The sequence below is a fragment of the Pseudomonas sp. GW456-L13 genome (genome assembly GCF_017350115.1).
In the GTDB taxonomy this organism is placed as follows: Bacteria; Pseudomonadota; Gammaproteobacteria; order Pseudomonadales; family Pseudomonadaceae; genus Aquipseudomonas; species Aquipseudomonas jessenii.
This window is the reverse complement of the sequence record NZ_JACNAS010000002.1, coordinates 176,615-194,721: the sequence shown is the minus strand read 5'-3', so window position 1 is coordinate 194,721 and position 18,107 is coordinate 176,615. Positions and strand designations below refer to the sequence as shown.

General features: G+C 56.3%; 17 protein-coding genes and 3 pseudogenes. 14 read left to right on the top strand and 6 right to left on the bottom strand.

Translation table 11 applies throughout. From position 1 onward, the window contains the following. The first annotated feature begins 218 nt into the window (after positions 1 to 218). Positions 219 to 800 carry an RNA polymerase sigma factor gene (locus J4D25_RS15055; protein ID WP_207253307.1) on the top strand — a complete coding sequence of 194 codons (582 nt, stop codon included), beginning with the start codon at positions 219 to 221 and terminating at the stop codon, positions 798 to 800. A gap of 184 nt (positions 801 to 984) precedes the next feature. Here the strand turns inward: J4D25_RS15055 and J4D25_RS15050 are convergent. Next, positions 985 to 2,283 (bottom strand): annotated as a pseudogene (locus tag J4D25_RS15050) (ABC transporter ATP-binding protein/permease); the annotation flags it as partial. Here J4D25_RS15050 and J4D25_RS15045 point away from each other — a divergent pair. Continuing rightward, a pseudogene (locus tag J4D25_RS15045) lies at positions 2,281 to 2,445 on the top strand (EamA/RhaT family transporter); the annotation flags it as partial. The pseudogenes J4D25_RS15050 and J4D25_RS15045 overlap by 3 nt on opposite strands. An 87-nt stretch (positions 2,446 to 2,532) precedes the next feature. On the opposite strand, the gene J4D25_RS15040 reads toward J4D25_RS15045, so the two are convergent. Next, positions 2,533 to 3,561 carry an AraC family transcriptional regulator gene (locus J4D25_RS15040; RefSeq protein WP_057714240.1) on the bottom strand — a complete coding sequence of 343 codons (1,029 nt, stop codon included), beginning with the start codon at positions 3,559 to 3,561 and terminating at the stop codon, positions 2,533 to 2,535. A gap of 516 nt (positions 3,562 to 4,077) precedes the next feature. On the opposite strand from J4D25_RS15040, the gene J4D25_RS27335 reads away from it, so the two are divergent. Continuing rightward, on the top strand, positions 4,078 to 4,572 hold the full coding sequence (locus J4D25_RS27335) for a lecithin retinol acyltransferase family protein (RefSeq protein WP_079246736.1): 495 nt from the start codon (positions 4,078 to 4,080) through the stop codon (positions 4,570 to 4,572). Here the strand turns inward: J4D25_RS27335 and J4D25_RS15030 are convergent. Then, complete coding sequence (locus J4D25_RS15030; protein ID WP_167362845.1) at positions 4,551 to 4,712, bottom strand: hypothetical protein; 162 nt, start codon at positions 4,710 to 4,712, stop codon at positions 4,551 to 4,553. The two genes, J4D25_RS27335 and J4D25_RS15030, sit on opposite strands and share 22 nt — an antisense overlap. A gap of 152 nt (positions 4,713 to 4,864) precedes the next feature. On the opposite strand from J4D25_RS15030, the gene J4D25_RS15025 reads away from it, so the two are divergent. The 7 genes and pseudogenes from J4D25_RS15025 to J4D25_RS27030 form a co-directional block, all read left to right on the top strand. Next, positions 4,865 to 6,109 (top strand): dienelactone hydrolase family protein, encoded by a 1,245-nt coding sequence (locus J4D25_RS15025; protein WP_057714241.1) that lies wholly within the window; start codon positions 4,865 to 4,867, stop codon positions 6,107 to 6,109. A 10-nt stretch (positions 6,110 to 6,119) separates the two neighbouring features. Further along, positions 6,120 to 6,905 carry an SDR family oxidoreductase gene (locus tag J4D25_RS15020; protein WP_057714242.1) on the top strand — a complete coding sequence of 262 codons (786 nt, stop codon included), beginning with the start codon at positions 6,120 to 6,122 and terminating at the stop codon, positions 6,903 to 6,905. A gap of 79 nt (positions 6,906 to 6,984) precedes the next feature. Further along, positions 6,985 to 8,223: a styrene monooxygenase/indole monooxygenase family protein gene (locus tag J4D25_RS15015; protein ID WP_057714243.1), complete on the top strand. Its 1,239-nt coding sequence runs from the start codon at positions 6,985 to 6,987 to the stop codon at positions 8,221 to 8,223. A 25-nt stretch (positions 8,224 to 8,248) separates the two neighbouring features. After that, complete coding sequence (locus tag J4D25_RS15010) at positions 8,249 to 8,791, top strand: flavin reductase family protein (RefSeq protein ID WP_057714244.1); 543 nt, start codon at positions 8,249 to 8,251, stop codon at positions 8,789 to 8,791. A 176-nt stretch (positions 8,792 to 8,967) separates the two neighbouring features. Further along, a complete protein-coding gene (locus J4D25_RS15005; RefSeq protein WP_057714245.1) occupies positions 8,968 to 9,915 on the top strand; it encodes a transporter in 948 nt (315 codons plus the stop codon). A gap of 341 nt (positions 9,916 to 10,256) precedes the next feature. Continuing rightward, positions 10,257 to 10,424, top strand: a complete 168-nt coding sequence (locus J4D25_RS15000) for a hypothetical protein (RefSeq protein ID WP_157858923.1) — start codon at positions 10,257 to 10,259, stop codon at positions 10,422 to 10,424. Then, positions 10,400 to 10,533 (top strand): annotated as a pseudogene (locus tag J4D25_RS27030) (methyl-accepting chemotaxis protein); the annotation flags it as partial. The gene J4D25_RS15000 and the pseudogene J4D25_RS27030, both read left to right, overlap by 25 nt. A gap of 146 nt (positions 10,534 to 10,679) precedes the next feature. Here J4D25_RS27030 and antC read toward each other — a convergent pair. The 3 genes from antC to antA are packed head-to-tail and all read right to left on the bottom strand — an operon-like array spanning position 10,680 to position 13,605. After that, entirely contained in the window at positions 10,680 to 11,711 is a 1,032-nt protein-coding gene (gene antC, locus J4D25_RS14990) for an anthranilate 1,2-dioxygenase electron transfer component AntC (protein ID WP_057714246.1), read from the bottom strand. Positions 11,712 to 11,729: 18 nt separating this feature from the next. Beyond that, the gene (antB, locus tag J4D25_RS14985; RefSeq protein ID WP_057714247.1) at positions 11,730 to 12,218 is read right to left on the bottom strand and encodes an anthranilate 1,2-dioxygenase small subunit; all 489 of its coding nucleotides are present in this window, start codon (positions 12,216 to 12,218) and stop codon (positions 11,730 to 11,732) included. Between the two features lies 1 nt (position 12,219). Next, positions 12,220 to 13,605, bottom strand: coding sequence for an anthranilate 1,2-dioxygenase large subunit (antA, locus tag J4D25_RS14980; RefSeq protein ID WP_057714248.1), 1,386 nt, complete (start codon positions 13,603 to 13,605; stop codon positions 12,220 to 12,222). A gap of 240 nt (positions 13,606 to 13,845) precedes the next feature. On the opposite strand from antA, the gene J4D25_RS14975 reads away from it, so the two are divergent. The 4 genes from J4D25_RS14975 to J4D25_RS14960 all read left to right on the top strand — a co-directional run bounded on the left by J4D25_RS14975 (position 13,846) and on the right by J4D25_RS14960 (position 17,978). Continuing rightward, positions 13,846 to 14,853 carry an AraC family transcriptional regulator gene (locus tag J4D25_RS14975; RefSeq protein ID WP_057714249.1) on the top strand — a complete coding sequence of 336 codons (1,008 nt, stop codon included), beginning with the start codon at positions 13,846 to 13,848 and terminating at the stop codon, positions 14,851 to 14,853. A 175-nt stretch (positions 14,854 to 15,028) separates the two neighbouring features. Beyond that, positions 15,029 to 15,469, top strand: a complete 441-nt coding sequence (locus J4D25_RS14970) for a CBS domain-containing protein (RefSeq protein ID WP_057714250.1) — start codon at positions 15,029 to 15,031, stop codon at positions 15,467 to 15,469. 245 nt (positions 15,470 to 15,714) lie between these two features. Continuing rightward, on the top strand, positions 15,715 to 17,070 hold the full coding sequence (locus tag J4D25_RS14965; protein ID WP_057714251.1) for an MATE family efflux transporter: 1,356 nt from the start codon (positions 15,715 to 15,717) through the stop codon (positions 17,068 to 17,070). 236 nt (positions 17,071 to 17,306) lie between these two features. Next, complete coding sequence (locus J4D25_RS14960) at positions 17,307 to 17,978, top strand: phosphoribosyltransferase (protein WP_057714252.1); 672 nt, start codon at positions 17,307 to 17,309, stop codon at positions 17,976 to 17,978. The last annotated feature ends 129 nt before the right edge of the window (positions 17,979 to 18,107 follow it).

Sequence of the window (18,107 nt, the reverse complement as noted above, 5' to 3'; positions counted from 1 at the left end):
CTGTAGAGGTGGAGCAGCGACAGTGATACCGACTGCAAGCATGTGCACTGCGAGGGCCAGAGGCCGGAGTGCCAGGGGCGAGCGCGGGGTAACGGTGTTTTGTGCACACGGGAGGGCTAGGGCGGACATGCGGACTCACATAGGATCTGGTGTTATTGAGAATAACTATCATACGCAAGTGTTACTAAGTGTGGAATGGGTTTCATACGCATTTGAGAGTGTTTATCAAATGTGATAGCTTCCGGCACATCCCCTCACAAGATCGTTTTCCGCTGATGGCCTCCTGTAAATCCCCGACACTGACCCAGCTGGTAGAGATCCACTACGAGGAACTCAAGGCCTATATCCAGCGCAGAGCGGGCTCATCGTTCATTGCGTCGGATATCGTTCAAGAGACGTGGCTACGCGCTGCCAGGCACTCGACGAAGCAGCCGGACAAGCCACTGGCCTACCTCTATCGCACGGCAAGCAATCTGTTGCTGGACAAGCAACGACAGGATACGACCCATGGTCGTTACTTCGGCGAAAGTGAGTTGGCTGAGGAGATCGAGTGCCCTTTGTCATCCCCGGACAAGGCCGCCGGTATTCGTCAGGAGCTGGAAATACTGTCCAATGCGTTAGACGATCTGCCGGAGAAATACCGCGTAGTGTTTCTGCTCTCCCGTTGCGAAGGATTCACCATGCGCGAGATCGCTGTGCAGCTGGATATCAAGGAGGGCACCATCGAAAAGCAGATCGCCAAAGGCATGCGGCACTGTCGTACGCGACTGGAACGGTCAGTTCATAGCGCCAGCGGATAAATTCAACACAATCAGTCGAGGGTCTTGCTCAGCGATCAGGTCGCTGGCTATGAGGATCTCGGGAAGAACCAGGAAACGGGTAACCGAGACGGTCACGCGCCGCGACCTGCCGATTTGAGAGAGTGCCTGTTCAGTCACTCTCTGGAAGGCACCTTCACCTCTATCCAGTTGATGCCCCACGAAGTCACACCGGTTGCATCACCTTTCGATGCACCCACTGAGCCTCGCTTTGCAGTTCCAGAACTTGCCAGTGGAAGCGTTCCAGCGAGGCATTGTGGCCGACGCTGATCAGGATCGTCTCCGGCAGCGTTTGTTTGAGTAACTGATAGCAGCGCGCCTCGTTCGCCGCATCCAGCGCCGAACTGCTCTCGTCGAGGAACAGCACCGCGGGGCGGGCCAGCAGGGCGCGGACGAAGGCACAGCGTTGCTGTTCGCCAACGCTCAGGATTTGCGACCAGTCCAGTTCGTCATCCAGTTGCTCGCTCAAGTGTTGCAGGCCGACGTGCTGCATGTGCAGGCGTAACGCGGCGTCTGCATCACGATCCGGTTGATTGGGGTACCAGAGTGCTTCGCGCAGGCTGCCTAGCGGCAGGTAAGGTTTCTGCGAGAGTGTCAGGGCACGCTCACGGTCGTAACTGGCGCAGCCGCGAGCGTGAGGCCAGAGTCCTGTGACCGTGCGTATCAACGTCGACTTGCCGTAGCCGGACGGTGCGCTGATCAGCAGGCTGTCACCGGGCTCAAGTGAAAGGTTGAAGCTGTTGAGCAAGCGCCGACCGTTCGGCAACCAGATGTCCAGATCCTTGATTTGAAGGCCCTTGGGCTGCTGCCCCACAACGACATTCGACTTGACTTCGACCTTGTCCAGGCGCTCCTGGAAACCAATCAACCGGTCGATCACCGATTTCCATGCCGACAGCTCCGGGAACACCTCTACAAGATAGGCAATGGCCGAGTGCACTTCGCCGAAGGCAGCGCTGATCTGGGTCAGGCGGCCAAGAGGAAACGCGCCGGCGAAGAACTGCGGCGCCATGATGAACATCGGTATGACCGTGGCACTGCGCAGGTAGAAGGTCGAATAGCCCATGATCAGCTTCTGCTTTTTCACCAGCGTCCAAAAGTTTTCCAGCGCCGCCTCCAGGCGTTGGTTGAAGCGGGCGTTTTCTGTTGCTTCACCCCGGTACTGGGCCACCGAGTCGGCGTTTTCCCGCAGGCGCATCAGCGAGAAGCGAAAGTCGGCTTCGCGCCGCTGTTGCATGAAATTGAGCCGCGGCAATGCGCGCCCCAACCAGAACGCCAGCCCCGTGCCCAGAAGGGCGTAGACGAGGGCGATCCACACCAGCAACCCCGGAATGACTACGGACTCACCGGCGAACGGCACGCTTACCAGGCCGGATGCCTGCCAGAGGATGTGCAGGAAGGAAAACAGTGACACCACCGAGGTTAGCAATCCCAGGCTCAGCTTGAGCGATTTGACGATAAGGAGCTGACCGAGCCACTGTTCGCCGCGCTGCTGGCGTTTGTGGCGCTCAATGAAGTACCGCGCGAAAGCCTGTACGCGGGAGCGGCACTGATCATCGTCGGCCTGTGTTTCTCCAATGAACTAATCCGCTTTGGCAGCAAAGCATCCGTCCCTTCGACCGAGTGAGCTATTTTCGGATCCTGATTACTTTGCCGGGGCGAAGCTTGAGGCAGCATTGAGATTGCCCCGGATCTTGCACTGTGAATCCTGAGTTCAGCTTCGGAATCTAAGCGTGGTTGAGGGCGCCTCGCCAAAACGTTTTTTATATTCTTGGGCAAACCGTCCCAAGTGGACAAAGCCCCACTTGAACGCGATGTCGGTTACCGAAGCGTCATGACTCTGTGTGCTTAACTCAAGGTGCACCTGTTCCAGTCGCAGGTTGCGCAGATAGGCCATGGGCGTGGTGTCGCAAAAATCGCGGAAGCCGGCAAATAGTGTGCGTACGCTCACCCCGGCGTGCTCGGCCAACTGCTCGATGCTCAGCGGTTCATTCGCATGAGTCCGCATATATTCCTCGGTCCTTTTGACGAAATAGGGCAAAAGCGCTTTTGGTTTACTGGCGCTCTCCAGTTGTTCCCGCAGATTGTTGGGTTGGCCATAGATCAATGCATTGATCAGGACTGACTCGAACTGCTTGAGCACCAGGGAGTGGTGAAGCGGGTGCTGGTTAGATGTAATCGCGTCGGCCAACATGGCGATCAGCTGGAGAAAGTAGCTCCCACTTGGGGTCGTCAGGTCGAGTTCTGGCTGGAACTCCAGTGATCTGTCCATCACATGCCCAAGGTGCTGGGCACAATGGTATTCAACTTCACTGCGTTCGATGCGAAGGGCCAATTGGGGGGCGTTGGCATCCCAGCACATCGATAACGGCAGGTTGGGTGAAATCAAAGAGGCCTTATAAGGGGTGGAGATAAAGTCATGGTCGCCGCAGATGATGTGCGCTTTGCCACTGATGGGGATCTGGATCAAGAAAAAATCTTCCAGACGACCGGGATCAATGTTGACTCGGGCTCCGTACTCCAGCCGGTTCAAGGACAGGCGCCCACGATTGACGTGGTGCATCCGTGCGCTGATGCGGTCGGTTTCCCGGATGCAGCGCAGCTCATGATTTTTGAACACGCTGCTGACGCCTTCACGAATGGCATCCAGGTCATTGAGAAGGAATAGCTGATTTTCAGGGGTGAACAGGGAAGCTCTGTTAAAGAGACTGCCGCAATTCTCTGGAATGAGATTCAGGCTCATGGTCACCTCACTTGCATGCACGGTTTCGAGGCATGGCACACAAAGCGTTACCGAGGGTCTGCAGGATAAGGATAGTCGCTGCGCTAATCGGATAGCCCGTGGGCATGTCTGTTTCTTTTAGCGCCCTTGATCGGGCTTTCTACCGACTCTGGCAAAAGTTATGCCAGGCGGCTTTCAGGTTGGCTGGCCGCTGCGAGACCTTACTCATTCGCCCCTGGAATCCCCCCGTAAATATTAGGCGTCCAATGTTTTTTCCTTGGCGGTGTCGGGCTTTTGAGGGGCGAAAAGCGAGGTATCTGAATCAGTCGCGAAGTACTGTTGCTGGATCGACTTTCGGTGCAGGTCGAATTGACCCTGGGGATGGGAATCAGAAAACTTCCTGCAGGCCATGGACAGGTTTAGCGCCCAGCGGATAGTCCCTCTCGATGCAGATGTTCAACATCATTCCAACGCTTCTGAATTAACTGAGGTGGGAGTGCCGACCAGAGCGCTCATCCACTCCCGGTAAGGCGGAACATGATGAACATCTCCTATAGAACCGCTCCGGTAGACGAACTCCGTACCAGTCAGTGCTATGAGTGGGACTGGGAAACTGACGCAGAGGTCCCACCTGGAAGCCACCTCATCACCTCACGAAATGGCTACTACCATCACGGGATCTACTTGGGTGGGCATCAAGTCGTTCACTATTCCGGGCTTTGTGCAGGCTTGCACGCAGGGCCTGTAGAAGTGCTGACACTGCATCGGTTTGCGTCAGGGAAACCGATCTGGGTCAAGAGCACCCGGCAGCTTGGATTTGAACGAGACGAAGTCGTCCGAAGAGCCCTCTCACGGGTAGGAGAAAATCAATACCGACTTCTGACCAACAACTGCGAGCATTTCTGCAATTGGTGTCTTTACGGCGAAAGCCGTAGTGATCAGGTCCGCAACTTTTCAGTTCATCCTCTCGCAGCACTGCGACTTCTTCTGAAGACCCTGCCCGGACTTCTTCAGCAAACCACCATCGCCTGATCCTTCACCTTTGCCTTCCATCGATTGCGCTGAGCAGGTTTTCGTACGTCGACATCTGTGACGAAATCTTCAAGGCACTGTTCTTCATCAACCTGTTGGTTGATGAAGTCAGTAGGTAGCGTCAGCGCTTTCAGCGCCACTCCCAAAGCTTTGTTTCATTGTGCGCATCAGATCCGGTACGCATGGGCAACTTCCTGCATGCCACGGACAGGCATCGCATTCAGCGGATAGTCCGCATCGCCGAAGGTGCCCAATATCATCTCCAACGTTCCTGAACCATTGGAGATTCGAAATGAAAGGCCAGTATGTCAGCGTGCAGGTTCCTTCCGGGGGGCACTTCCAGGCTTACCTTGCGACCTCTGTCGATGGTCGCGGGCCGGGCGTCGTGCTCTGTCAGGAAATCTTCGGCGTTAACCAGGCCATGCGCGAAGTCGCCGACCTGTTGGCCGAAGAAGGTTACACGGTGCTGGTTCCGGACCTTTACTGGCGCCAGGAGCCTGGTGTCCAGTTAGGCTACACCGAGGAAGACTTTGGTCGTGCCTATGAACTCTACCAGGGTTTCGACGAGGCGCTTGGCATTGATGACATTCGTGCCAGCCTGAATGCCCTGGAAGCCTTGCCCCAATGTCAACCGGGCGACTTGGGTGTCGTGGGTTATTGCCTGGGTGGCAAGCTGGCTTATCTGGCGGCCTGTCGGTTACCTGAAGTGGCCTGTGCCGTCGGTTACTACGGCGTGGGCATTGAAAACGCCTTGTCGGAAATCGAAGGGTTACAGGGTCGTCTGGTGCTCCATATGGCCGAACAGGATCAGTTCTGTCCCGCCGAGGCTCGGTCCGCGATCCAGGAGACTTTGCAGAATAAGCCGGGTGTCGAACTCTACGTTTACCCGGGAGTGGATCACGCCTTTGCTCGCCCCAACGGTCATCACTATCACAAGCCATCGGCGCTGTTGGCTCACGAACGGACCATTGCCGCATTGCGTCGGGTTCTAGGGCCGGACTACAACCTCTCCGATCTCTGGGACGAGCACGTGCGTCACGAGTTCGACACCCGCGACGTACCCGCCACCATGGCTACCATGGTCGCTGAACCTTACGTCAACCACATCCCGACCATGACCGGTGGCGTGGGTGCCAAAGAGTTGAGCCGCTTCTACCAGCATCACTTCGTCCATGGCAATCCCAAGGACATGGCGCTGACACCGCTATCGCGCACGGTGGGTGCATCGCAGATCGTTGATGAATTCATCATGAGTTTTACCCATGACACCGAGATCGACTGGATGCTCCCAGGGGTGGCGCCGACCGGGCGTCATGTCGAGATTCCAATGCTGGGTGTCGTCAAGTTTCGTGGTCCCAAGCTTTATCACGAACATATCTACTGGGATCAGGCCAGCGTGCTGGTTCAGATCGGCCTGCTTGACCCGACGGGTCTGCCGGTGGCGGGTGTGGTGACTGCGCAAAAACTGCTCGATGAATCGCTGCCTTCCAATACGTTGATGCCGAGTTGGGCCTCCAGCGCCAACAAGCCGGTTTAAGGAGATAACCATGTCTCATCTACAGAATAAGATCGCCGTGATCAGTGGCGGCGCGACCCTGATCGGCTCCGCCGTGGCTCGGGCGTTTATTGACGCTGGGGCTAGCGTTGCGCTGTTCGATATCGATCGTGAAGCGGGTCTCAAGGCGGCGGCCGAGCTTGGCGAGAGAGCGGTTTTTTTTCACCTCGATGTGACGGATGACGAACTCATTGCGCATGCGGTCGAAGAGGTGCGTGCGCGTTTCGGCGGGATCGACTTCCTGATCAACCTGGCCTGCACTTACAGCGACCAAGGCTTTGCCTCCACGCGCCAGGATTGGTTGCACGCACTTGATGTGAACCTGGTTTCTGCAGTGGCGTTGACTCAGGCGGTACATCAGGACCTCAAGGCGCGATGTGGTGCGATCGTGAATTTCGCTTCCATCTCGGCCAAGTGTGCCCAGACCGGGCGCTGGCTTTATCCGGTATCAAAAGCCGCCATGGTGCAGTTGACTCGCAGCATGGCCATGGACCTGGCAGCCGACGGCATCCGCGTCAATTCGGTATCGCCTGGCTGGACCTGGTCGCGGGTGATCGCCGAAGCCAGTGGCGACAATCGTAAAAAGGCTGATGCAGTCGCCGCTTCTTATCACTTGTTGGGGCGCCTGGGAGAACCCTCCGAGGTGGCCAATGTGGTGGCGTTTCTTTGTTCACCCGCCGCCAGCTTCGTGACGGGCGCGGATTACGCCGTCGACGGGGGCTACTCGGTCATGGGGCCGGAGCAGAACCTGCCAGCGATACCGCGGCTTGCCGAGTAACGCATAACACTGACAAGAAACCCTGTTCGGCGACTGTCGAATGCTGCACCTGTAACCGTCGATAACCAGGAGAATAACAATGCGTCGAATCGCCATCGTCGGAGCCGGTCAAGCCGGCCTGCAACTCGCTCTAGGTTTGCTCGCCAAGGGCTACCACGTGACCCTGACCACTAATCGCAATGGCGAGGACATTCGCAACGGTAAAGTGATGTCCAGTCAGTGCATGTTCAATGCCGCTCTGCAAAGTGAGCGCGATCTGGGGCTGAACTTCTGGGAAGACCAATGCCCGGCTGTTGAAGGTATCGGTCTGACTGTGCCTGACCCTGAGAACCCGAATGAGCCACTGTTCAGCTGGAGTGCTCGGCTGGATCGCTACGCTCAATCAGTCGATCAACGTCTGAAAATGCCGGTGTGGCTGGACGAAGTCGTGAAGCGTGGCGGCGAGGTCGTTATCCAGGACGTAGGTGTGGCTGAATTGGAGCAGTTGTCGGCAAGTCATGACCTGGTACTGCTGGCTGCGGGTAAAGGTGAGATCGTCAACCTGTTCGAAAAAGATACCGAGCGGACGCAATTTCAGCAGCCGCAACGGGCGCTGTCATTGACCTACGTGAAGGGCATGACACCGATGTCGCCGTTTTCCAGGGTCAGCTTCAACTTGATCCCGGGCGTGGGCGAATACTTTGTGTTCCCTTGCCTGACGACCACCGGTCCTTGCGAAATCATGGTTTTCGAAGGGATTCCGGGCGGGCCGATGGATTGCTGGCAGGGGATCACATCTGCCGAGCAACATCTTGAGAAAAGCCTGGAACTGGTCAATCGCTACGTTCCCTGGGAGGCCGAACGTTGCCGGTCCGTGGAACTGACTGATGACAAGGGTTTCCTGTCCGGACGATTTACGCCGATGGTGCGCAAACCGGTTCTGACGCTGCCGTCGGGGCGCAAGGTGTTCGGCATGGCCGACGCACTGGTGGTCAATGATCCTATTACTGGCCAGGGGTCGAACAATGCCGCCAAGTGCAGCAAGGTTTATCTGGACGCGATTGTCACCCGTGGCGCGCAAAACTTCGGCCCGGAGTGGATGCACGATACCTTCGAGCAGTATTGGAGTTATGCCCGGCACGTAGTGAAGTGGACCAATACGATGCTCACGCCACCGCCTCAGCATCTGCTCGAACTGCTCGGGGCCGCCAGCCAGTCAAAACCTCTGGCATCGGCCATCGCCAATGGCTTCGATGATCCACGCAACTTTGCCCCTTGGTGGTTCGACGCCCAGTCGTGCCAAGCCTTCATTCAGGAAAAGACCCATCAGGCCGCTTGAGTCGCCATCGAGCCAGGAGTTCAACATGAATGCCTTTACCGCAGAATCCATCCAGCATGATCTGGTCAACGCTCAGGACTGCGATCCGCGCGAATTACGCAATCTGCTTGGGCAGTTTGCCACTGGGGTGACCGTCATCACCACGCGTACGATCGATGGACGCAATGTTGGCATGACCGCCAACTCCTTTTCGTCGGTTTCACTCGATCCGCCACTGGTGCTTTGGAGTATTGCCCGCAGTGCGCCGAGTCTGCCGGACTACCTGTCGTGCGAGCATTTTGCGATCAACGTCCTCGGCGCAGATCAGCACGATATTTCCGGACGTTTTGCACGACCTGCGCCAGACAAGTTTTCGGGTGTGGCCTTCAAGGCCGGAGAGTCCGGGGTGCCTCTGCTCGATGGCGTGATTGCCACGCTGGTCTGCCGCAATGTCACTCAGTATGAGGGCGGTGACCATTTGATATTCCTTGGACAAATCGAACACTACCGCCACGGCGCAGGGGAACCGCTGGTGTTTCACGGCGGGCAGTATCGAGTGGCTGCGCAACATCCCGGGGTGAATCGATAAGTCAGGGCTTGAACCTCGCAAAACACTAATACCAGCTGAACATCCTACAGGCGTTGAGACTTGTTGATGCGCTGGCCTGTGCGGCAAGGGTTCAACGTTATGTGGTAACGGACAGCCTTTGCACGCCCATTGCTACGTTCAACTTCTCCGCCTTTAGCCTTGCTGTGGAGAGCGTCATGAAAATAAAAAGAAAACTGCTATCGGTATGTGTGCTGGGCACTGGCCTCTTGGGAATTGAAGCCGCGCAGGCGTATGACCTGCCAGTCGTCAATCTGGGTTTAACATCTTTTCTCGATGGCGCGCCGCCAGCGGGTGCGGGGTGGTACTTTCAGGAATACTTCCAGAATTACAGTGCCAATCGTTTTAGGGATCAAAATGGCAAGTCGCTGGGCTTGCCCAGGCAGGAGCTGGATTATCAGGTCGCTGTTACACAGGTCAGCTATTTTTCCGACCTTCGCTTGGGCAACGCGACGCTGGGCATGAACGCCGTGCTTCCTTTTGTAACGAGCATGGATGTTGATGACGGACTCAATAACGCGGCGCTGAAGGCTCAAAGTGGTATGGGCGATCTGCTTTTGGGCCCGATGATTCAGTTTGATCCAATCATGGGACCTGATGGACCGCGTTTCGCGCACCGCATTGAGTTGCAGGTGAACGTGCCGACTGGCAAATACGACAGTAAGCATGACATCAATCCGGGCGCCAACGCTTGGTCGTTTGATCCCTATTGGGCCGCCACTTATTGGTTTACTCCAAAATGGACGGCATCCGTTCGTGCTCATTATCTTTACAACGGCAAGAACGATGATCCGGGCCCAGGGTTTGGTGGCGCTGACGATATTCAAGCCGGCCAGGCTTTACACGCAAACTTTGCTACCGAGTATGCGGTGACGCCACAGCTGCGTCTGGGTATCAATGGCTATTGGCTGAAGCAAATCACCGATACCAAAGTTGACGGTCATGAGGTTTCCGGCCGTCGCGAAAAGGTATGGGCTGTCGGGCCTGGGGCGATGTACAGCTTTTCCAAAGAGGATCATGTGTTTGTGAATGCGTACTTCGAACAGGACGTCGAGAATCGTCCTGAAGGTAGTCGTGTGCAAGTGCGGTATGTCCATCACTTTTAAGACCGCCACAGTCATTGTGCTCCATAGCTTCGATTACGTTGGTCTTCTGCCTGCCCCTGGGGGGCGGGCTTTTTTTGGGGTCCCTCTACCGGGACCCTTTTTTATTGCGCAATGGTTTGGAGGTCACTTCATTTTCGACTCGGACGCGGTCTCGTGCAGGAGCAGGCTCCTACAGTTTCCCGGGATTGGATGAAGAACCTTTTTTTTCCTTTTCGGGACCTTCAGCCATGTCGGCATCTCCTGCTGCTTCTGACCATGTTGATTGCCCTGGTTGCAGAAGAGCGTCGCCTGCAAATCACATTGTCACGAATAGGGACGACTGGGGCGTCGTAGAACAGCAGGTGGTTGAGCTTGCCCGGTTGATCCAGGGCGAAACCCTGCGCCTCGAACGTCGACGCGATGAAACCGACTTGTCGGTGACCGCCCTCAGCGAATTGGGCACCACCCTTCAGGAAGTTGCCAGCAACGTTCAGGCCGCCCATCCAGACAAACCAATCTACTGGCTGTGAACGCGGCTATTGAAGCAGCTCGCGCCGGCGAAGCGGGCAGGGGGGCAGTGTCGTTGCCGACGAGGTACGGCAACTGGCAACTCGGACTCAGGAAGGATTGGCGAGGATCTGCTCGTTCAGGCCAAAGCGCTACGGCATTTGGCAGATCGTTTTGATCGCCGAGAGTTCGACGGTGGGGTATTGATCAGCAGCGTCGGTGGATGATGAAAAAAGCACAGGAATATCTGGTCTGCACCAGATATTCCTCATGCAATCTCAATGCTTGGAATTGCTCTCGATGAATTTTTCGTAATACATCTGGAACCGCTCAATCTTCTGATCGCTGAACCAGGTTTTAACCGCTTCGACCATCGGCGGGGGACCGCACAGGTAAATGTCGAATGGATTGGCTTCGAACGACTGGCGGTCGAAGTGATCAGGAATCCAGCCGGTTTTACCTTTCCAGTGTTCTGATGGTTTCGACACCACCAAGTGATAATCAAAGTTCGCGATTTTATCGCGATAATCAGCCAGGCGTTGAGTTTCGCAGAGGTCATTATCCTGCGTGACGCCATAGAACAGTTGGATCGGGTGTCCGCAACCACCTTGTTCGGCAATGGTATCCAGCATTCCGAGGAAGGCCGACAGACCGGTTCCTCCTGCCACCAGGACGAGAGGCTTACTGACCTGGCGTAGATAAAAACTACCCAAAGGCGCCTCGAACTCGAGCACTTCTCCGGGGCGGCAATGCTCACGGATGAAGTTGCTCATCACTCCATCAGGCAACAGCCTGATGAGAAACTGAAGCTGGTTATCGGGGTTGGGTCGGTTGGCGAATGAGTAGGAGCGCCACTCATCGGTGCCAGGTACATGCAGTCGAGCGTATTGCCCCGGAAGAAAATCCAATTGCCGGGGGTGGGAGCAAGCGTCCAGATGAAGGATCGCCGTGGTGGCCGAAACCTGCTCCACACCGGTAATCACCGCTTGCAACAACTGGGTGGCCCCAGCGTTGCACAAGCTCGAATCGAAATCGAAATAGAACGACGCATCCGATTGCACGCGGGTCTGGCAAGAGAGCATCTTGCGTTGCGCCAGATCCTGTTCGGACAAAGCCTCGTCATCGACATAATCTTGAGTGTATCGGCCTGATTCGCAGCGCCCCTGACAGGTGCCGCAGACACCTTCGCGACAGTCCAGCGGGATGTTCACGCCATTGCGCAGCGCGGCGTCGAGCAGCAACTCGTTTGGCTTGACCTCGAAGAACGAGGTCTTGCCATCGGCGAAGCTGAAAGCGACTTTATGATTCATGACAGCGTGCTCCACAGCTCACAGGTGATAGAAATCAAGCACCGAGTTGATGGTGTCGTTGAGCAATACGATGTGCTTGCGAGTGATCTTCCAGCTGTCCGCGACGGGTCTGAGGTGGTAGGTCACATGGCCGTAGAACTGCTCGGACAACCCTTGTCGCGTGAAGAGCGTGACCCAGGCTGCCTTGACTTCAAGCAGTCCGTTATTGAGTTCGTTGATGCGCACATTGCTGATTTGATGCAAGGTGCGCGGCATCGGCGTTGAAGCAGCCGACTTACCCGTGCGCAAACGAAACACGCGATCTTCCAGGCCGGAGCGGTTCGAGTAGTAAATCAGCGACATGCTGCGCTTGGGGTCGGTTGTGTACACATGCTCCGACTCCCATTGCGGCAGGTGGAACTCACTCTGCTCATCAAACAGGGTGATATAGGCGTCCCAGTCCTGTTGATCACACAGCTCGGCTTTACGGTAGAGAAATTGTTCGATGGAATACTGTAGTGCGCTCATTTCACACCTCCTTCAACTTCAGGGCTTTTTGTTCCAGACCTTGCAAAAGGAAGCGCTGCCAGGATCCGTGCTGATTGATGTAGAGCCCTTCATGGGTGAACTCGGTGCCGGTCAGTACCGGGTTGATACCCAGAACCTCGCTGTTGGGGGTGGGACCTTCGACCCACTTTTCACTGCCGCGAGACACTTCGTTCCAGCGCTCGAGGCGCGCCTGGAATCCGCGCTGGGCTTCGCGAAACTCAACCAGGTCGTCCGGGGTTCCCATGCCGGAAACGTTGAAGAAGTCCTCGAACTGGCGAATCCGGTTTTCCCGGTCGGCGTCGGATTCACCCTTGACGCCGATGCACTGGCTGGTGATCTCTGTCTTGTTCCAGGCCACCGGGCGCACGATACGCAGCTGTGAGCTGATTTGATCCATGAAGAACAGGCTTGGATAGATGTTGAGGTTGCGCAGGCGGTGCATCATCCACTCGGCTTGCTGCTGGCCATACTCCTCGATCAGACGCGGCATGACGGTGGCATAACCGGCGCGCACCGTTGGATTAGGCATGTCGCTGAACAAGAGGCTGTGGCCATTTTTGAACGAGAACCAGCCGTCGTCGGTTTCTGCATCGCCGGCGCCCAGTTTGCTGTAGTCCAGGGTGTCGGAGACGCCGCCATTGGCGGCATTGACTTGCTGGCGATGTTGTACCGTGGAGACGTAGTTGTAGTGCACGGTGCTGACGTGATAACCGTCCAGACCGTTTTCGTGCTGCAGCTTCCAGTTACCGTCGTAGCTGTAGGTCGACTTGCCGGGCAATATTTCCAACTCGCCCGTAGGGGATTGCGCGACCATCATGTCGAAGAACACTTTGGCATCGCCCAGGTAGTCTTCCAGCGAATCGCTGCCATTGACGTCCAGGCTAATGAACACGAAGCCTTTGTAGCTTTCGATCCGGGCCTTCTTCAGGCCGCGGGTTGCCTTGTCGAAGCCTTCCGGATATTCGCCCGGGGCCTTGACCTTGACCAGGCGGCCATCACTTTTGTAGCACCAGGCATGGAACGGACAGGTGAAGGTCGACTGATTGCCTTTGCTGACGCGAGTCAGGGTCGCGCCCCGGTGCTGGCAAGCATTGATCAGCGCGTGGAGCTGATTGTTGCCATCGCGGGTGATGATCATGGGCTGACGACCAGCACGCATCGTCAGAAAGTCATTGGGGTTGGCGATTTCACTCTCGTGGCAGGCGTAGATCCAGTTCTTCTCGAAGATCAGTTCCATCTCCAGGTCGAACAGTTCCGGCTCGGTGAACATGTCACGGGCGACGCGGTAAATACCTTCGGCCGGCCGGAAATCCAGACAGCCTTGAATGTATTCCTGCCACTGAGTAATGCTTTTAGCGCTGTTCATCAGGTACACCCTTTTGTAGTTTTAGGCTCACCCCGATTGAAAGCCTTTCCGGGCGGTGCATCTATCCGGATTCGAGGCGATATCTATCCGTTTCTGAGGAGGGCGGGGCGTGCTTTTTCCGAGGGCCATACGGCGAGGTGTTTTTGTGCGTTTTCTTGATCATTACTGCATTATGCGGATAGCAGTCCCGAGGCCTGGGAAGTACGTTTGTAGCCAATCCGTAACCATTGTGGTGCTGCGATGAATCTGCAAACTCATGCGGGGACCGATGTTGAATTTCAAGACATCCATGCAGTGCGTCATGACCTGCAGAGTGCGCAGGCCTGGATGTCGAACATTTGCGGCCCCCACGAGCTCAAGGCCTCGTGCCCCCAACGCATGCATTTTCAACATGCCGGAAATGTCTTGAAGTCGATGTCCACGGTGATCGGGTATATCGAATATGGTACCGATGTCACTATCGATATTGATGCGTCGGTGCTCAATAGCTATAGCATCAGTCTACCCATCAGTGGCGAACAGGAACTGCGAAAATCAAATGGCTTACTGATGTCCGATAGCGATAACGGATTGATCGTATCGCCTTATGATCAGCAAGAGCTTTCTATTACCGGTAATTGTCGAAAAATTCAGGTCGCAATAAAATGTGCAGCGATGCGCCAGGTGTTGGAAGAACTGTTACAGCGTCCTGCCCAGCAACCAATTGTCTTCGAAACGAGAGTAGGTGCAAGTGAGGGCGCGCCCGCAGCCTGGTGGCGGCTGGTCAAATACCTGCTAACGGAGATGGAGCAGGCGCGTAACTTTTTTGGTCATATTTCCATGGCTCGCGATATTGAAAAAGCGCTAATCAAGGGTTTTATATTATCGCAGCCTAATAATTACTCGGACGAGTTGGTTGGTCTTTCGCAAAGTCGGTGTCCTGAGTATTTATTTAAAGCCAAACAATTTATACATGAGCATGCCTGCGATGAAGTCGACTTGGACGAATTAGGTCGCGCGGTCGGAGTGTCCCGCTTCAAACTATATGAAGACTTCAAGAAATACTTTGGCCTTACGCCAACTCTGTATTTGAAGCGTTTTCGGCTTGAGGCCGTAAGGCAAGCGTTGCTGGAGGGGGGCTCCAACGAAAATATTACTGCAGTGGCAATGCGCTGGGGGTTTAATCACTTGGGGCGTTTCTCATCCGATTACAAAAAAATGTTTTTAGAAGTGCCATCGAAGACGGTTGAGCGAAGTCGAAAGCTTTAATTTCAAGCAAGCACCTTGTGCGCGGTTTTACCATTGAAGCGTGTTGATCCACGATTTCAACGGATTCTTATACTTGATTTTTTTATTTTAACGAATTTATTGTTTGTCTTTTTTATGCCGATTCAAACGCCCGGCAGCGGATGCTTGCGTTAAACAAAAACAAGAGAGAGCCATTATGAAGACGGTTGCGCAGCTGCTTTGTATAAAACCCGAATATAACCAGAATGTTCACACCATTGCACCGGAACAGATGGTTCTGGAGGCAGTCAGGACCATGGCTGAACGGAACGTAGGTGCGCTACCCGTCGTAGAGGACGGAGTCGTAGTTGGTGTTATCAGTGAGCGAGATTACGCGCGGAAGATGGTACTGAAAGGGCGCTCCTCGGCGGGTACACCCGTTAGGGATATTATGAGCTCGCCAGTGATAACAGTGGACTCTCGTCAGAGCATTGAGGACTGCATGGGTATTATGACCGATAATCATCTTCGTCATCTGCCAGTTGTAGAAAACGAAAAGCTGCTTGGGTTGCTATCGATAGGCGACCTGGTGAAGTCAGCTATTGCAGAACAAGCTGATCTGATATTGCAACTTGAACGGTATATTCGCGGCCATTAGTTCTTGTTCAGGGACTGGTACGGTCTGTCCCAGTCCGGGGCATAAGATTCTGGGACGGCTCATCGCTTCGGTCTCGTCAGACAAAAAAACGAGCAGACGTAAGATCCGTGTTGATGAAACTTCAGACCTTTCACCTCACGTCGCTGGAAATATAAACACAGACCTGAGATGTTCACGGCCCCTTGGATTCAGCCACCCACGCTATCCTTAATCATCGCTCCGGCCGTCGAGATGGACCTTCCCGAATGCAAACCCAAGCCCAACGCCCTCTCTGGAAAACCTACCTGCTGTTCCTCGCCCCCATGGTCCTGTCGAACTTCCTGCAATCCATGTCCGGCACGGTCAACAGCATCTACATCGGCCAGATGCTCGGCACCCAGGCCCTGGCGGCGGTGTCGGGGATGTTCCCCATCGTGTTTTTCTTCATCGCCCTGGTGATCGGCCTCGGCGCGGGCGCGGGGGTGTTGATCGGGCAGGCGTGGGGGGCGCGGGAGACGCATCTGGTGAAGGCGATTGCCGGGGCGACGTTGTTGTTGGGGGTGTTGATCGGGTTGGTGGCGGCGGTGGTGGGGAGTGTGTTTGCGCGGTCGGCGCTGGTGGGGTTGGGGACGCCGGCGGATGTGCTGGACGATGCGGTGGCGTATGCCCATGTGATGTTGTGGATCATGCCGTCGCTGTTGGTGTTCGTGTTGTTCACGCAGTTGCTGCGCGGGGTGAGCGATACGTTGTCGCCGTTGTTGGCGCTGGTGGTGTCGACCTGTGTGGGACTGGCGCTGACGCCGGCGTTGATTCGCGGGTGGCTGGGTTTTGCGCCGATGGGGATTCAGAGTGCGGCGATTGCCGGGTTGGTGGGTAACCTGGTGGCGATGGGGTTGCTGGCATGGCGCTTGATCGGCAAGGGCCATCCGCTGGCGCCGGATCGCGAGTTCTTTGCGGCGATGAAGCTGGACGTGGCGATCCTCGGCAAGGTGCTGCGCATCGGTTTGCCCACCGGGTTGCAGATGGTGGTGTTGTCACTGTCGGAGTTGGTGATTCTGGCGCTGGTGAACCAGCACGGGTCCCAGGCTACGGCGGCGTATGGCGCGGTGACGCAGATCGTCAATTACGTGCAGTTCCCGGCGCTGTCGATTGCGATCACCGCGTCGATCCTTGGGGCCCAGGCGATCGGGGCGGGGCGCATCGAGCGCATCGGGCCGATCCTGAAGACCGGGCTGATGATCAACGTGTGTTTGACCGGTGGTCTGGTGGTGCTCGGGTACTTGTTGTCGAGCTGGTTGCTGGCGTCGTTCCTCACTGAGGAGGCGACACTTGGCATGGCCGAGCACTTGTTGCACATCATGCTCTGGAGCCTGCTGGTGTTTGGTTTCCAGGCGATTATCGGCGGCATCATGCGCGCCAGCGGTACGGTGATGGTGCCGGTGGCGATTTCCATTGTGTGCGTGGTGGGCGTGCAGTTGCCGGCGGCGTATCTGCTGGATGCGAAGTTTGGATTGCAAGGAGTGTGGATGGCGTTTCCTGTGGCGTATCTGGGGATGCTGGTGTTGCAGACGCTGTATTACAAACTGGTGTGGCAGCATCAGAAGATTGAGCGGTTGGTGTAGGCGGAACGCTGCGGGAGGGGCATGCTGCTCACAGACCCATTGTGGCGAGGGGGCTTGCCCCCGTTTGAGTGCGAAGCGCTCACAAAAATCTGGATGTATTGTTAGATTTTGGGGGCCGCTGCGCAGCCCAACGGGGGCAAGCCCCCTCGCCACAGGTCCCTTGCCACAAAGCCCCTCGCCACAAAAGGACGGTGTGACTGAAAAAGACAGGCGCCATCGCCTGGGGAGGTTTTCAAATGAGCCCCTTGTCCCATTCCATCCTGCAAGACCGACCAGCAGCCGGGCGGCGTTTGATTGAGCCGTTGCTGCCTTACGCCAATCGCCCCGACGTCATCGTTCTGGCCTTGCCCCGTGGCGGCGTGCCGGTGGCTTATGAGGTGGCCACGGCGCTGAAGGTTCGCCTGGATCTGATGCTGGTGCGCAAGCTCGGCGTGCCTTCCCACCCGGAGTACGCCATGGGCGCGATTGCCAGCGGTGGTATCCAGATTCGTAATGAAGAGGCGCTGCGGGTGCACCCGATTGATCGCGCCGCTTTCGACGCCGTGGTCGAACGGGAAAGCCGCGAGTTGCTACGCCGCGAACAGGTCTACCGTGGCGCGCGGCCGGCGGTGCAGCTCAAGGATCAGGTGGTGATCCTGATCGATGACGGCCTGGCCACCGGGGCTTCGATGAGGGCGGCGATCCAGGCGCTGCGGGCGCAGGCGCCATCACGCATCGTGGTGGCGGTGCCGGTGGCGCCGATCGAAACGGTGGAGGCGCTGCGCAGCGAGGTGGATGAGTTGATCTGTCCGCTGATGCCCGAGTGGTTCACGTCGATTGGTCATTGGTATATGAATTTTTCCCAAACCTCGGATGCCGAGGTGATCGACCTGTTGCGGCGGGCGTGGCAACGCGGGGAGTGCGGGTAGCGCTGGCGGCCAGCGGCAGGTGGTCGCAAATCAACGGGTGAGGTGGAATAAACCCCGGTTGTTTGCTTTAGTCCATCTGATACGACCCGACTTGTGCGGCACGCCAACTCAGGACGGGAGCCCTCCCGG

Excerpts from the sequence above, each read along its gene's own strand:
- J4D25_RS15040 (WP_057714240.1), bottom strand. The coding sequence starts at position 3,561 with ATGAGCCTGAATCTCATTCCAGAGAATTGCGGCAGTCTCTTTAACAGA.
- J4D25_RS27335 (WP_079246736.1), top strand. The coding sequence starts at position 4,078 with ATGATGAACATCTCCTATAGAACCGCTCCGGTAGACGAACTCCGTACC.
- J4D25_RS15025 (WP_057714241.1), top strand. The coding sequence starts at position 4,865 with ATGAAAGGCCAGTATGTCAGCGTGCAGGTTCCTTCCGGGGGGCACTTC.
- J4D25_RS15020 (WP_057714242.1), top strand. The coding sequence starts at position 6,120 with ATGTCTCATCTACAGAATAAGATCGCCGTGATCAGTGGCGGCGCGACC.
- J4D25_RS15015 (WP_057714243.1), top strand. The coding sequence starts at position 6,985 with ATGCGTCGAATCGCCATCGTCGGAGCCGGTCAAGCCGGCCTGCAACTC.
- J4D25_RS15010 (WP_057714244.1), top strand. The coding sequence starts at position 8,249 with ATGAATGCCTTTACCGCAGAATCCATCCAGCATGATCTGGTCAACGCT.
- J4D25_RS15005 (WP_057714245.1), top strand. The coding sequence starts at position 8,968 with ATGAAAATAAAAAGAAAACTGCTATCGGTATGTGTGCTGGGCACTGGC.
- antC (WP_057714246.1), bottom strand. The coding sequence starts at position 11,711 with ATGAATCATAAAGTCGCTTTCAGCTTCGCCGATGGCAAGACCTCGTTC.
- antB (WP_057714247.1), bottom strand. The coding sequence starts at position 12,218 with ATGAGCGCACTACAGTATTCCATCGAACAATTTCTCTACCGTAAAGCC.
- antA (WP_057714248.1), bottom strand. The coding sequence starts at position 13,605 with ATGAACAGCGCTAAAAGCATTACTCAGTGGCAGGAATACATTCAAGGC.
- J4D25_RS14975 (WP_057714249.1), top strand. The coding sequence starts at position 13,846 with ATGAATCTGCAAACTCATGCGGGGACCGATGTTGAATTTCAAGACATC.
- J4D25_RS14970 (WP_057714250.1), top strand. The coding sequence starts at position 15,029 with ATGAAGACGGTTGCGCAGCTGCTTTGTATAAAACCCGAATATAACCAG.
- J4D25_RS14965 (WP_057714251.1), top strand. The coding sequence starts at position 15,715 with ATGCAAACCCAAGCCCAACGCCCTCTCTGGAAAACCTACCTGCTGTTC.
- J4D25_RS14960 (WP_057714252.1), top strand. The coding sequence starts at position 17,307 with ATGAGCCCCTTGTCCCATTCCATCCTGCAAGACCGACCAGCAGCCGGG.